Source organism: Trichocoleus sp. FACHB-90 (assembly GCF_014695505.1).
GTDB classification, from domain to species: domain Bacteria; phylum Cyanobacteriota; class Cyanobacteriia; order Cyanobacteriales; family FACHB-T130; genus Funiculus; species Funiculus sociatus.
The window spans coordinates 62,295-77,107 of record NZ_JACJOK010000034.1 but is presented as its reverse complement, the minus strand read 5'-3'; the positions used below and the strand labels follow the sequence as shown (position 1 = coordinate 77,107).

At 40.9% G+C, this 14,813-nt stretch carries 12 protein-coding genes; 9 read left to right on the top strand and 3 right to left on the bottom strand.

Annotated elements, in window-relative coordinates:
• Nucleotides 1-41 precede the first annotated feature (41 nt).
• The gene (locus H6F74_RS10510) at nt 42-584 is read left to right on the top strand and encodes a transposase (RefSeq protein ID WP_190440262.1); all 543 of its coding nucleotides are present in this window, start codon (nt 42-44) and stop codon (nt 582-584) included.
• 186 nt (nt 585-770) lie between these two features.
• On the opposite strand, the gene chlG is transcribed toward H6F74_RS10510, so the two are convergent.
• The 3 genes from chlG to H6F74_RS10495 all read right to left on the bottom strand — a co-directional run bounded on the left by chlG (nt 771) and on the right by H6F74_RS10495 (nt 3,199).
• Nucleotides 771-1,763, bottom strand: coding sequence for a chlorophyll synthase ChlG (gene chlG, locus H6F74_RS10505; protein ID WP_190440259.1), 993 nt, complete (start codon nt 1,761-1,763; stop codon nt 771-773).
• A 139-nt stretch (nt 1,764-1,902) separates the two neighbouring features.
• Entirely contained in the window at nt 1,903-3,000 is a 1,098-nt protein-coding gene (locus tag H6F74_RS10500) for an ArsA family ATPase (protein WP_190440256.1), read from the bottom strand.
• 4 nt (nt 3,001-3,004) lie between these two features.
• Nucleotides 3,005-3,199 carry a DUF2862 domain-containing protein gene (locus H6F74_RS10495; RefSeq protein ID WP_190425295.1) on the bottom strand — a complete coding sequence of 65 codons (195 nt, stop codon included), beginning with the start codon at nt 3,197-3,199 and terminating at the stop codon, nt 3,005-3,007.
• 247 nt (nt 3,200-3,446) lie between these two features.
• Here H6F74_RS10495 and H6F74_RS10490 point away from each other — a divergent pair, with 247 nt between their 5' ends.
• The 8 genes from H6F74_RS10490 to H6F74_RS10455 all read left to right on the top strand — a co-directional run bounded on the left by H6F74_RS10490 (nt 3,447) and on the right by H6F74_RS10455 (nt 14,454).
• Complete coding sequence (locus tag H6F74_RS10490; protein ID WP_190440253.1) at nt 3,447-5,426, top strand: O-antigen ligase family protein; 1,980 nt, start codon at nt 3,447-3,449, stop codon at nt 5,424-5,426.
• Between the two features lie 361 nt (nt 5,427-5,787).
• Nucleotides 5,788-6,633, top strand: coding sequence for an ABC transporter permease (locus tag H6F74_RS10485; protein WP_190440344.1), 846 nt, complete (start codon nt 5,788-5,790; stop codon nt 6,631-6,633).
• 21 nt (nt 6,634-6,654) lie between these two features.
• On the top strand, nt 6,655-7,923 hold the full coding sequence (locus H6F74_RS10480; RefSeq protein ID WP_190440248.1) for a Wzt carbohydrate-binding domain-containing protein: 1,269 nt from the start codon (nt 6,655-6,657) through the stop codon (nt 7,921-7,923).
• 51 nt (nt 7,924-7,974) lie between these two features.
• Nucleotides 7,975-9,441, top strand: a complete 1,467-nt coding sequence (locus tag H6F74_RS10475) for a methyltransferase domain-containing protein (protein WP_190440245.1) — start codon at nt 7,975-7,977, stop codon at nt 9,439-9,441.
• Complete coding sequence (locus tag H6F74_RS10470) at nt 9,438-10,481, top strand: glycosyltransferase family 4 protein (RefSeq protein ID WP_190440241.1); 1,044 nt, start codon at nt 9,438-9,440, stop codon at nt 10,479-10,481. The genes H6F74_RS10475 and H6F74_RS10470 overlap by 4 nt, the downstream gene beginning before the upstream one ends.
• Before the next feature lie 31 nt (nt 10,482-10,512).
• Nucleotides 10,513-11,160 carry a methyltransferase domain-containing protein gene (locus tag H6F74_RS10465; RefSeq protein WP_190440238.1) on the top strand — a complete coding sequence of 216 codons (648 nt, stop codon included), beginning with the start codon at nt 10,513-10,515 and terminating at the stop codon, nt 11,158-11,160.
• A 97-nt stretch (nt 11,161-11,257) separates the two neighbouring features.
• Nucleotides 11,258-12,070, top strand: a complete 813-nt coding sequence (locus tag H6F74_RS10460) for a class I SAM-dependent methyltransferase (protein ID WP_190440235.1) — start codon at nt 11,258-11,260, stop codon at nt 12,068-12,070.
• Nucleotides 12,067-14,454 carry a glycosyltransferase family 4 protein gene (locus H6F74_RS10455; protein WP_190440232.1) on the top strand — a complete coding sequence of 796 codons (2,388 nt, stop codon included), beginning with the start codon at nt 12,067-12,069 and terminating at the stop codon, nt 14,452-14,454. Before H6F74_RS10460 ends, H6F74_RS10455 begins: the two co-directional genes overlap by 4 nt.
• The last annotated feature ends 359 nt before the right edge of the window (nt 14,455-14,813 follow it).

The window sequence follows — 14,813 nt, the reverse complement described above, 5'->3', positions numbered from 1 at the left end:
AAACCCAACACCCCATCCTCAACTAAAAACAATTCAAAGCCATGCAATACCGTAGAGCAAAAATAGCAGGAGGCACCTATTTTTTTACCTTAGTAACTCATAATAGAAGAAAATTTTTATGTATTCCTTCAAATATCTCCCTATTAAGAAATGCTTTTAGAGAAATTCTCAAAACTCATCCTTTTCAAATAGATGCCTGCGTTATTTTACCCGACCATTTACATTGTATTTGGACTTTGCCGGACGATGATAGTGATTTCTCTCAGCGATGGCGTTTAATCAAAAGTTATTTTAGCCGCAACTGCGAACAACAGTATCGCGGCAAAGTTTCTCTATCCAGACAAAGTAAAAAAGAGCAAGCAGTATGGCAACGCCGCTTTTGGGAACATCAAATTAGGGATGAGGAAGATTTTCAAAAGCATATTGATTATATTCACTATAATCCAGTCAAACATGGATTGGTGAAAGCGCCCAAAGACTGGGAATATTCTAGTTTTCACCGTTATGTTGCTGCCGGAGTATATGATATATCTTGGGGTGACGGGGCAGAGGTTTTGTTTGATTTTACTGTAGGACATGAGTAAGTTGGGGTTTGTTTTAATATCAATTCATAATAATTGTAGGTTGGGTAGAGCGAAGCGAAACCCAACAAATGCTTGTTAATAAATAAATTGGTTTTCCTACGTCAACCTAACCTACTGTGAAGAATTATTGTAACGAAACCCAACAAATGCTTGTCGATGTTGGGTTTCGTTCCTCAACCCAACCTACTAATAAACAGCGTGACCTAATGCCAAGCCAGCAACGAGCATTCCTAGAACTAGAAAAGGTTGAGCGCTTGCCTGATATTTCACATCATTTTTCAGGGGATCGCGCAGAAAATACATATCCTGAAAAGTGATTTGGGGGATGATGAGTAATATCAAGATTGCTGCATAAAGGTTTTGGTGGATGCTAATTAAATAACCGGCAATTCCAGCTTGAAAGATATCAATCATCAGCACACATATCCATGCAGCGGTGCCAACGCCAAACATCACCGGAAGCGATTGTAGACCGAGTTGGCGATCGCCTTCAACACTCTTGAAGTCATTCACCACCGCAATCCCCAACCCCGCCAAACTGTAGAACAGCGTCAGAATCATAATCGTAGCGTTTAACTCGCCAAACAGCGCGTGACCCGTCCACCAGGGGAGAGCAATGTAACTGGCACCCAGTGCGTAATTTCCCAGCCAGCCATTTTTCTTCAGCTTCAGCGGAGGCGCAGAGTAAATATAGGCTAAAAAAGTACCACCCAAAGCAATGCAGGTGATAGTAGGAAAATCATGCCCCGCCCATCTATCTAAAACGTAGGAAAGACCTAACCCCGCAAATAACAGCACCAAAATTTGCGTCACCACTTGGGGAACAGAAATGGCACCAGAGGGAATAGGACGGTACGGTTCGTTAATCGCGTCGATATCGCGATCGTAAAAGTCATTTAAAGTTTGGGTATACCCAACTAAAATAGGCCCCGATAGCAGCATACAAGTAGCAGCTTTCAGAACATTTTCCAGAGTCCAAGTGTATTCACCCGAAGAAGCGGCACCACAGACAACGCCCCAAATCAAGGGAATCCAGGTAATCGGCTTCATCAGCTGCAAGCGGATTTTCCAGATAGAAGTCTCACCGGAAGCGGCACCTTTCATGCCTAGCAGCTGCCGAGTTTTAGCACTACGCTCAGCTGAGTTATCAGTTGTTGGTTGTCCGTTGTCCGTTGTCATTTGCTAATAGGTAATAGGGACTGGGGGCTGGGGGCTGGGGACTGGGGGCTGGGGGCTGGGGACTGGGGACTGGTGACTAGGGGTTAGGTAAGCCATTTTCCCAATTCCCAATTCCCAATTCCCAATCCCCAATTCCCAATTAAAACGAAATCGTTAAGTAACTATTTTGAAATTTAGCGCCTTTGACGGATTGACCGCTTAACTGGGGCGGCAAAGAGATATTGCGCCGCTGGTCTCCAGCATCGATAGTGACTTCTGGGCCAGACTGGGTAAGTTTTACCTGTTTTTTGTCAAAACCAGGCAAGAATAAACGTACCTGACGGGCAGAGATGTCAATCTCAATCGGTTTGGGAGCCGATGCAGCTTGACGCAAATCGGGGAGAGCTTCTATCAGGGGTTGCCAGTCACTAGGAGGACAGATAGGAAGAGAACTAACTGCCAAAGGGCTAAAGTTCGCCGAGATGCCTTCTGTAACAGGCTCCTGGTTTAGCAGTACGCCGCCCACAGTCAGCCCGATTTGTTGGGCGCTACCCCACAGATACTGGGCAGTTGCCACAGCGGTAGGATCGCCTGTTGTCACCAAATAGGCGGCCGTCCGGGAGGGGTCTGCTATTGCTACTTTCCCTCGTTCCAGCAGATTGTTCACCTCATTGGTGGGTTGTTGGGCGAAGTTATCCCCACTCCATGACACGTTGAGGACAGCGCTGCTGATCGGTTGAATAAAGGGCGATACTGTTTTCCAGAGGTCAGAATCTTCCACTACTTTCCGGAAGCGACGGATATACCAGCTGAGTATTTCTGGCATACCCAACATCCGTAGGGTAGTTTGGTCGCCGCTGCCATCGTAAACAATCGCGTCGTACTTGCCACTGGCATCGTACTCGCGGATGGCGTTGAGAGCTAAGGCGCTATCCATCCCTGGCAATACGCCTAGTTCTTGACCGTAGACATTTTTTATCAGGGGTGTCCGGAGATATTGCGCCTCCAGTTTTTTGATTTCTTCCCAGCTACGCTCTAGCAAGACGGCGGACTGGAACTGCACTACTTGCAAATTTTGAGTTATTTCCTGGGGGTCGGGACTGGTGGGTGTCCCCAGCAGCAATCCGAGGGATGGGCCGGGGTCAACTCCAGCCAGTAGAACTCGCGCTCCCTGGGTTGCCAGTTTTTTTGCAGCTGCGATCGCTACTGTTGTGCGACCAGTGCCGCCTTTGCCCAAAAAGGTTAAAATCAAGGCCATCTCTTTACTGTGCAGGTTTCAGTTCGTCTTCAAAGAACCATGTGGCTGAGTTGTCCTCGAATTGGACTACAACCCCAACGCCACTACCATCGGTCATTCTATAACCTTGGATGGTTCCGACTTTCCCCAGTTTATTGACTATCGCGGGTGATACCCTGTCTCTGAGGCGGTATACTTTAACTTTTTGACCTATCTCCATTACGGCTCCAATGCAATCAACCATTCCACAGTGTAGGATGAAACCTTAGAGATTGGTTAAATTAGATAGCGGCGATCGCGCTTATTCTCATTTAGAGGTTGATTTAGGGCAAGGTATGCAGCAAAGCCAGGAAGCTCCTAACCTAAATCCCTAGCCAGCTAGCTTCCGGCTGACTAGGGATTTAGGAGTATGCTTGTGCGCTCTATTCGCATAAAGTTTTATTGGACAAGCAAATTTTTCCCGCCTTATGATTAAGATTGTCCGCCTTCACTTTTTAGCTTCTCATATCTTTCTACTCTTGTGCTTTGTACTTCACCTTTTTGTCAGGCCTTATAATACTTTTCCTTGGATCAACTCTATTTCATTTCTTACTTTATTTATTACTACTATAATTCATCCTTTATTAGGGCTTGGTGTTCTCAGTTTTGTTATTCCCTTCACTGCTAATGTCTACGAACACCTTAACGCTCTTTTCCAAATACGATTATTGATATTAGACCTTTTAAGTATCGATAGCATAATTGGCTTTATTTTAGCAATTTTATTTAGAGATATTTACCTAAAAAAATGGGATTTTGGACTAAAAGAGATTCAAGATAAAACTCGCTTTCTTCTTTATCTCCTAATTAGTTTTCATCTAATTATTATTTTAACTGTTGCCATCGGTATATCCCGCAACTTGTATCAAGCAGCTTCAGCATTTTCATTACAAGGCTTATTCCATAATCTTATTAATATTCGCTACGCTGGCTTGTATGATGATTATTTTCCGCTCAGGGATCTGTTTATTTTTACTGCTGTTATAACTCTCAGCATTAGGTTACTTGCCTTAGTCAGGACTAAGTTTCAGTTAAATCAGAGCATTTTAGTTCCTCTTTTTGCTGCTTCTGTCATCATTCTTACTTACGCTGTATACTCCAAAATTACAGGTGTTGGATACAACAGAGATGGTGCTGAATTTGGTGTAAATAGCTTTTTCCCAGACCTTCACGCCTATGGTGGATATGCCCTAGCTGCTTTTGTGGGGGGTCTTTATTATCTTAACTCTTCTAACACAATATTAAGAATAATAGCTGGCGCGTACTCATTGCTGGCTGCGGTGGGGGTTGTAGTCAGCAGCTCTCGTTTTTCGATAGTAATGCTATTGCTATCAATTTTAATTTATTTAGTTTTTTTTATAAAAACTAAATCCGAAAAGCCTTTATTGACGTTTGCTTTTATCGCTTTAGTAGGACTGGCAGCAGCTATACTGTTAAATCACTGGGGTGATAGAGACTTATTTAGATATCTTGCTCAAGTCCCTAAGGCTAAATCTTTTGCAGAATTTAGCACGGCGCTAAGTGACCGTCCAGATATATTTCGGTCGGTTATTGTAATGTATAGCCAGTATCCTATTCTTGGTTTAGGAAAAGGAATCTTTTATCGTCAAAGCTCATTTGGAGAGTTTAGTGATTCTGATTTTTTTGCAGGTATTTATAATGGCGAAAATGCTCACAATTATTTTTTACAGATTCTTGCTGAAACAGGCTTTGTGGGGTTTAGCGTATTTTGTTTTATCTTCGTTTATCAAGCAGTTTTCTTGAAAAATCGCTATAGCCAAATAGTAACTATTTTAATAATAGGTATTTTTTTAGGCAATCTTTACGGACACTCCCTATTAATCCCTAACATACTTGTAATTTTATTTATATTGCTTGGAGCTGCTAATACAGAATTACAGGATAGCTCAGCTCGACAAGAAATTGTATATAAAAACCTTTCTCAGCACTGGCGTTATTTTCTCATAGCAGCGGCAACTGCATTAATCATTGCCGCAACAATGGAAGTGAAAACAAGCTACGGAAAGGTTCCCTTTCAGCCGCGTTTTGTCTGTCATAAAGCAGCTTACTATGAAGATCAACAAACTGGAGGCTTATTTGAAGGTAACTACAAAGTAACTGGAAAAACTATGAAGCTAAAATATACAAATCACAATCCAGAAAATAAAACATATCCTCTAACAATTGACTTCGACTTAGAGCAGTTGGGTGAAAATATTTATCATCATAAACGTAATATCAATTCTCCAGGGCAATATGAAGATAATTTTGATATTCATCAACTTAGTAATGGTTCTGATGTACTGCTACGGATTAAAACTTCGCAGTGCTTTACACCTATAAATATGGGAATAAATTGGGATAATAGACGCTTAGGAATACAGCTAATAAAAGTTTCTTTTGAGTGAGAAAGTAATGCCATAAGAATAACAGAATCGGGAAGATTGTTATTGTAAATTGGTTAAAAACAGCTATTTTAACAAGAGTGGAGAGGTTAGGAGATACCCTAGGCGGTAGTTTTCAGCTCAAGTATCGGGATAGCGATCGCCATAGTCTAAAATGGCAACCATACAATTTTTTACCTAAAATAGCTCGTCGATGGTTTGTATTTGCGCCAAATTGTTATAAAATCGTACACTCAGCAGATGTTAAGCTGAAAGCGTGGTGTGTAAGTGACAGAAGCGGGAACTTTGAATTTGGGGCTGCCGACTTAAAGAAAAAGCGCTTCTGTGCAGGTTGTAGTCTGGAGAGTAAAGGTTTTTGAAGTCGATAAAGACAGCTGCACGTAAGGTAAAAAAACTTGCTTACTGGCTGCCACTCAGCGAACAGTGGTGGGCAAAGCTAGATTTGCTCAAAGTCCTAGTGCAACGCGACTTGTCGGCGCGATACAAGGGGTCGATATTAGGCAATTTGTGGCCCCTGCTGAATCAGCTGTCGCAGTTGCTAATTTACACCTATGTCTTCTCAATTGTCTTGCAAGTGAAGCTGACTCTAAAGGGGTTGCCTACAAATAACCTTACATTTGGTGTGTGGCTGTTTGCAGGATTGCTTCCTTGGATTGCCTTTACTGGTGGGCTATTTCAGGCATCTGGTTCGGTCATGGGGCAGCCTAATTTGGTGAAAAAGGTAGTTTTTCCTTTGGCTTTATTACCTCTAGTACCAGTGCTATCAACCTTCATTGAGAGTACCTTTGGCTTAATGGCGTTGATTGTCTTGGTGGCAGTGTCATCCAATACAATACACAGTACGTTATGGCTCTTGCCGCTAGTATGGCTACCTCAACTGCTGTTGACAGCCGGGCTGGGGTATTTAACCGCAGGGTTGACGGTATTTTTGAGAGATGTTCCGCAGACGCTAGGAGTTATATTAAACCTTTGGTTTTATTTAACTCCGCTTGTCTATCCAGCGTCGGTGATTCCCCAAGAGTGGCGAGGTTGGGTATTTTGGTTGAATCCACTGGCAGCGATCGCAGAAGTGTATAGAGATTTGATTTTGGTGGGAGAAGTGACGCATTGGGGAGAGTGGGGAGTCGCTACAGTAGTCTCTGTTGTGGGGTTTTTTGGCGGATTATGGGTGTATCGTCGGTTACGACCAGCATTTGCTGATGTACTCTAGTATTGCGACAACAGCAACGGTGTGATGAGTGAGATTGCTATTTCTCTGAAAAATGTCTCGAAGTGCTACAAGCGCTATGCGCGTCCAGTAGACCGACTTAAGGAAATTTTGCTACCGAGGAGGAGTCACGTCCAAGAGTTTTGGGCGTTACAAGATATTAACCTGGAGATAAACAGGGGAGAGACGCTGGGAATCATTGGGCAAAATGGTTCTGGAAAAAGCACGCTGCTGCAAATTATTGCAGGAACTTTGATGCCAACCACTGGTGAGGTAGGGGTAAACGGTCGAGTTTCGGCATTACTAGAACTCGGCAGTGGCTTTAATCCCGAGTTTACTGGGCGGCAAAATGTATTTTTTAACGGGCGAATCTTGGGATTAAGTCAACTAGAAATTGCCGATAAGTTTGATGATATTGAGGCTTTCGCTGAGATCGGAGATTTCATCGATCAGCCTGTTAAAACTTATTCGAGCGGCATGGTAGTGCGATTAGCATTTGCCGTTGTTGCCCATACAGAACCGAAAATCCTAATTGTAGATGAAGCACTTGCTGTCGGAGATACCAAGTTCCAAGCTCGGTGCATGAAGCGGATTCGTCAGCTTAAGGAACAAGGGGTAACAATTTTATTTGTTTCTCATGATTCCTCAAGTGTTAAAATGCTATGTCAGCGTGCCGCTCTGATGAATCATGGAAGAATTATAGACATAGGGAATCCCAAGGATGTAGTAAATCACTACATTGCTGTACTAAGTTCAGATAAAACTCAATTTGAGGCTGAAAAAATAAATACAAATGCCAGCATTGAAGATACTTACATACAAGGTAAAAAAGAACATCTCATGCATAGGCATGGGAACCAACTAGCTATAATCAATGACGTGAAGATTACATCGGCTGATGGCAGAGAAACCCAAAGTAAGGTTGACACTGGAACAATTATTAACATTGTACTTTCTTTAGAAACAAAGGCAGAATTATCGGATTTAGTTATTGGTATATCTATTAGAAACTTAATGGGTGTCGTGGTTTATGGAACTAACACTCAGTTAATGAGGGCTCAGATGCCTAAATATAAGGAAGGCGAGGAAGTAACGGCAATTTTTCAAATGCCTTGTAACTTAAATAGAGGAGTTTATACGGTAACAGCAGGAATACATTCTGAAGAAGGATTGAGTTACGATTGGATAGATGAGCTGCTGGTATTTGAAGTTAATAATACTAATAGTTGTGAAGGTATAGTAGATATGAATTGTGGTATAACAATTAAACTAAATAATAGAATGAATGTTTAGTTAATTAACTAATTAGAACAAAAGCAGAATAGGTAGCTGGGAGTTAGACAAATGGTTGAAGAAAATAATCCTAAGATAAATGTAGATGAATTGATCCAAAAAATTCGTCAAGAAGTTGCTAAACGTGAAAGCATATCCCAACCAGTCAATAGGGAATTTAGGGTAGGGGCGATAATAGTAGAAAATTATATAAACCACATAGAAGCTTTACTTCATAATGCTGAATTTAAATCACAAGTTCGTACTCATTGGCCGGAAAAGTTTAAACGTTTTCCATTTAATTTAACTGGATGGTTACAAAACTTTTTTCTGAAGTTATATAATTTTTTTCGGAGAGAGCAACGTGCAGTTAATTATTCTTTAATCGAAGCATTAAGGGACTCTGTAGTACTGAATCGAAACCTTAGCGAACAAATAGCTGCTCTGCAAACACAATTGAATGGAATAAGCGATCGCCTAAGCGCCACCGACGAGCGTATCAGCACCGCCGAGAAGCAGATCAGCGCCACCGACGAGCGCATCAGCACCGCCGAGAAGCAGATCAGCGCCACCGACGAGCGTATCAGCACCGCCGAGAAGCAGATCAGTGCCACCGACGAGCGCATCAGCACCGCCGAGAAGCAGATCAGCGCCACCGACGAGCGCATCAGCACCGCCGAGAAGCAGATCAGCGCCACCGACGAGCGCATCAGCACCACCGACGAGCGCAATCTCAGAAATGATAGTTATATCAAAAATGACCTAGTTCAACAGAAGCGACTACTCACCTTATTTTTGGAGGAAGCACGGCAAAGATTACCAGAAGCTTTTAACCAAGAGCAATTACAAACGTTTGTTGACCAAGAGCAACACTTGCCAGATGCTTTTTATGTCGCTTTTGAAGATCAATTTCGTGGCAGCCGGGAGGAGATACTTAACAGACTCAAAGTCTATTTGCCTTTAATTGAAGAAGTCAAGGTTGGTACCCTTGATAACCCGATTTTAGATGTCGGCTGCGGGCGGGGCGAATGGTTAGAACTGCTGCATAAATCGGGATATGCAGCACGAGGCATAGACATCAACAGGGTAATGCTGGAGCAATGCCGAGCTAGAGGACTTGAAGTGATTGAGGCAGATGTAATTGATTACTTGCAGAGTTTACCTGATGCCATCTATGGTGCTGTAACGGGGTTTCATATTATCGAGCATTTGCCCTTTAATTTATTGATGAAGTTGGTTGATGAAACTTTGCGGGTACTTACTCCGGGAGGTATGGTAATTTTTGAAACTCCTAATCCTAGAAATATATTAGTAGGTTCTGGAGATTTTTACAGAGACCCAACTCATCGCCATCCTATTCATCCCGATACTATTAATTTTGTAGCGCATTTGCAAGGGTTCATTAGAAGTGACGTATATGTGTTTGAAAAACAGGATGGCAAACAAAAGCTGAGTAGCTTATCTCAAAAGAGGTTTGAGGAATTGAATGACTACATTAGTGTTTCGCGTGATTTTGCATTGATAGCTTATAAAGCATGAGAATAGGATTAGCTACAGTTCAAGTACCATTTATTCGGGGAGGAGCCGAAAATTTAGTATCTGGTTTAGCCAGTGCTATTCACAACTTTGGACACGAAGTTGAAGAAATATCAATGCCTTTTCGCTTTGCTCCAGCCAGTGAAGTTAAGCGAAGTATGGATATGTGGGCAAGTGAGAACTTTGAATATATGAATGGCTACAATATGGACTTGGTCATTTGTCTCAAGTTTCCCACTTTTTACTTGAAGCATCCCAACAAAGTTGCTTGGATTATACATCAACATCGTGCTGTCTATGACCTCTGGAATACTCCTTTTACTGAAGGATTATCACAAACATCTGAGGGTAAAGAACTTAGACAGGATATTATTGTACGTGACACAGAAGCATTACATACTATTCGGAAAAGATTTACTATAGCTAAAACCGTTTCAAAGCGTCTTCAAGATTTCAATCAAATCAGCTCCATACCTCTCTATCATCCACCAAAGCTGGCTAATAATTTCTATACAGCTCCAGCACAACCTTACATTTTTTATCCTAGCCGTTTAGAAGACCTGAAGAGACAGGAGCTACTTATTAAAGCTATGAAGTATGTTAAATCTCCAGTGGTAGCCTTACTGGCTGGAGATGGGGGAAAGAAACTAGCTTTACAGGATGCAATCTATCAGCTCAATCTCAGTCACCGGGTACGCTTAGTCGGACGGCTTACAGATGATGAAATGTTGGGTTTCTATGCTCATTCCTTAGGGGTATTTTTTGGTTCCTATAATGAAGACTATGGTTATATAACGTTAGAAGCGATGCTAGCAGCTAAACCAGTGATTACTTGCATTGATTCAGGAGAACCGGTAGAGTTTGTGATAAACCACGAAACAGGGTTTGTTGTCCAACCTGAACCGGAAGCGATCGCGCAGGCAGTTGATGACTTATACTTTCATCAACAACGTGCTGCTGAAATGGGAAAAGCAGGTTTGGAAAGATACCATGCTTTAGGTATATCGTGGAACAACGTCATCCAAAAGCTTTTACACGAATAATTTTTTGAAAAGACTTTACGGAGCCAAAGTTATGAACACTCTAAAGTCCCTAAGTTCCAAAGTAATTCGCAAAATATCAAACTTATCTCAAAGTAATGCCAGTAATATTACACGAATGGTCTACAAAGCAAATAAACAGCAAAATATTACCGAAAAGATTGAATATAAGCCAATTAGTGAGTTTGATTCTTCAAAATATCCACGCAAGTTAAATTTAGGCTGCGGATTTGATATTAGGCCCGATTATATAAACGTAGATTTTCAGGAGTTTCATAACCCCGATTTAGTAGCTGATATCAGAAAATTAGATATACTGCCGTCAGATTATTATGAAGAAATTGTCGCCCAAGATTGTCTAGAGCATTTTCCTCGCTGCGATACCGAACCGACGCTAGCTGAATGGTCAAGGTTACTCAAGTCAGGAGGTATTCTGAAGCTTAGAGTTCCTAATTTGATTGGGTTACTTGAGCTTTTTTTATGGGAAGAAAAACAATCTATCGAAGATCAGAAGACATTAGTTCAATGCCTCTTTGGAACACAGGCTTACGAGGGGGACTGGCATTTAACTGGTTTTACGCAGCTCCTGCTAGAGCATTATTTAGAACAAGCTGGATTTTTCAAAATTAAAATCCAATCCAAAGACCATTGGTTATTTGACGTAGTTTGTGAAAAGAAATAATAGGAATAAGACAACATAGATTAAAAGCCGATTTATACCAAATATGATTTGACTGTACTAAGGGTTAACTCGGTAAAAGAAGTTATTGGAGAATAAAATGTTCAGAATTGATATCGAGTATCCTACAACTAGCAAAAATGAGCCGCGTTACACTGAAGGGAACACAAACAAATATATTGAGCGAGTTTTAACAGCAAATGTTGATTCTTATCAGTCCACCTTGAGGAGTTTCCAAAAGTATTTTACTAACTTGATGAAAATAGAAGCGTATGGTGATGAAAACTCAAATTCTCCCTATTATATAAACCCGTTTTTACCTGGGTTAGACTCTGTATCCCTTTATTGCCTTATGGCAGAAGTCAAGCCAAAGACATATATAGAAATTGGTTCAGGCAATTCAACAAAATTTGCAAAAAAAGCAATTGTTGACAATAGCTTAAGCACCAAATTAATATCAATTGATCCTCAACCTAGAGCAGAGATTGACAACCTATGTGATGAAGTTATTCGGATGCCTTTAGAAGATATCAGTTTAGATATCTTCGATAGCCTTAGGGAGAATGATATAGTATTTTTTGACGGTTCACACAGATGTTTCATGAATTCTGATGTTACGGCTTTATTCTTAGACATTATGCCCAGGCTAAAGTCGGGTACTTATCTTCATATTCACGATATTTTCTGGCCACTAGATTATCCAGCCGAATGGAAAGAAAGGTACTATAACGAACAATATTTATTAGGAACTTTATTGGCTAATGGATTAGTAAACTATGAGGTTATATTGCCGAATATTTATGTATCCTTGAATCCAGAGCTATCAAATATCATAGAACCTCTATGGGCATCAGATATGAAATTTAAGCATGTTGAAAGACATGGCTGTAGCTTTTGGATGTGCAAGAGATGAGAATTGCTATCATCGCTCCTAGCCCTGTCCCATTTTGTATTGGTGGTGCTGAAAACCTTTGGTGGGGACTGTTAAACTGCATCAACCAAAATACTCCTCATCAAGCAGATTTAATTAAATTGCCAAGTCCTGAAAGGAATTTTTGGGAATTAGTGGATAGTTACAGGCAATTTTCACAATTAGATTTAAATCACTTTGATATAGTCATTTCTGGAAAATATCCGGGTTGGATGGTACAACATCCAAACCATATTTGTTATATGTTGCATCGGTTACGCGGTTTATATGATACATATCATTTTACCGGTTACCCAGAAATATATAGTTCAAATCATCCAGAAATCATTGCTTTACAGCACTTGATGAAAGGCGAGCCGGAAAATAGAGATGTCTTAAAAGAAGTTTTTGCAAAATTAGATCAACTACGTTTTAACTCAAATTGTCCCTCAGATTCGTTTCAATTTCCTGGCTCTTTAATACGAGAGGTCATTCATTTTCTAGATGGGGTAGGTTTAGCACCAAGTGCTATCAAAAAGTATGCTGCAATTTCTCATAATGTAGCAAATCGCAAAAGTTATTTTCCGAAAAGTAGTATTGTAGAAGTTATTTATCCACCTTCAATTCTTAAGTCCTTTCGGAGGGGGAACAGCGATTATCTGTTCACAGTTAGTCGTTTAGATAGTGCTAAACGGGTCAGGCTTTTAATCCAAGCCATGAAATATGTCAAAGCCAATATTGAATTGAGGATTGGTGGAACAGGGCCTGATGCTGACTCTCTTAAACAATTGGCAGTAAATGACGAAAGAATTATTTTTCTAGGATTTGTGAATGACAAAGAAATAACCAACCTTTATGCTGATGCCCTAGCTGTTCTTTATGTTCCCTACGATGAAGATTATGGCTTAGTTACTATAGAAGCAATGATGAGTGGCAAACCAGTGCTGACTACCACAGATGCAGGTGGGCCTAATGAGTTTGTGATTAATGGCGAAACGGGGTATTCTGTTTCCCCTGATCCACAAGCACTGGCTGAACGGATTGACTATTTGTGCGAGCATCGAGAGGAAGCCAAGCAAATGGGTCTGAAAGGTCGGAAGCTAGTTGCAGGAATTAACTGGGAAAATACAGTTGCCCAATTACTCGGTATAACTAAGCCCTCTACATCCGGTACTTTTATCAACAGGCGAAAAAAAATTACGGTTGCTTTAACATTTCCGGTTTTTCCACCGAGAGGAGGCGGGCAGAGTCGAGTATTTCACTTATATCGGCATTTAGCTAGCGAGATTGATATTGAGTTAGTCACATTTACGAATGTTGAGCAAGAGGTGTTTAGAGGTGAAATTGCGCCTAACTTGTACGAGACTCGGATTCCTAAATCAATGCTCCATCAACAGCAAGAGTCGCTTATTGAACAGAAAGTAGGAGTACCAATTACTGATGTAGCGATGCCGCAGCTATATCATCTGACACCTGCTTATGTGGAAGCTTTGAGAGCAGCTACAGAATCTTCAGAGTTTGTTGTGGCTTCCCATCCTTATCTTTTACCAGCAATTCAAGCTGTGAGCAACAAGCCAATTTGGTATGAAGCCCACAATGTTGAAGTAGAACTTAAAAAGAGTATTCTGCCGGATAATCGTACAGGGCGTGAATTACTAGAAGCGACTCGCAAGGTTGAAAATGAATGCTGCAATGTAAGTCAATTAATCATGGTTTGTTCTAGTGATGATGCTAAGGCACTGAATCAAATATACGGCGTTGATACAAGCAAAATCTTTGAAGTTCATAATGGCGTAGATATAGAAACAATTAACTACCTTTCTCTAGAAGAACGTAACTTAAAGAAAAAAAAGTTAGGTGTACATGAAAGTTTCACAGTCTTGTTTTTGGGAAGTTGGCACGGGCCTAATCTAGAGGCAGTGTTCCACATTTTCCAGATAGCGCAAGAACTTCCTGATGTGAATTTTCTCATCGTCGGTAGCGTAGGTTTGGCTTTTAGAGAAGAAAAACGACCTGCCAATGTTGGCTTTATGGGAATAGTAGATGATGAAACTAAAGATATTGCCCTAAGTGTAGCTGACGTAGCATTAAATACAGTAACATTTGGGTCAGGTACTAACCTGAAAATGCTGGAATACTTTGCGGCTGGTATTCCGGTGATTTCTACAGCTGTCGGGGTGAGAGGGTTAGGGGTCGAAAATGGAAAACACTGTTTGGTGGTAGAGTTAGGACAATTTCCGCAAGCGATCGCTCAACTTAGAGATGAGGACTTAGCAACAAAACACACTCGTGTGGAGGCTGCTAGACGCTATGTGCAAGAGCGGTTTGACTGGCAGGCGATCGTTCGCCGTTTTACAACGCATCTATCAAATATTGTTAAAATATGAATTGATTTATGTATCCCACTAAAACCTAAATAGGTTTATCTTGTTCTTATTTATAACTAAAAGCTGCACGTAAAATTCATTTGTTTTTGCAAACGAAAATGGAATTTTAAAGTCAGTTCAATTGGCATCACACGTTCCCAAACAATTAAGGTTCAACCGTACCAGATATGCTAAATAAAGTTTTTCGGTACTACTATTGGATTTATAGTTACAGTTATAATTTCTTACTATCTTAACTACAGGTGGACATTTAGCTCTAGTAGTAAACATATAATTGCCCTTCCTCGTTACACAGATGTTTCCTTGATTGGCTTATGCTTAAATACAGGTATTATGTTTATTACCATTAACGTTTTTCA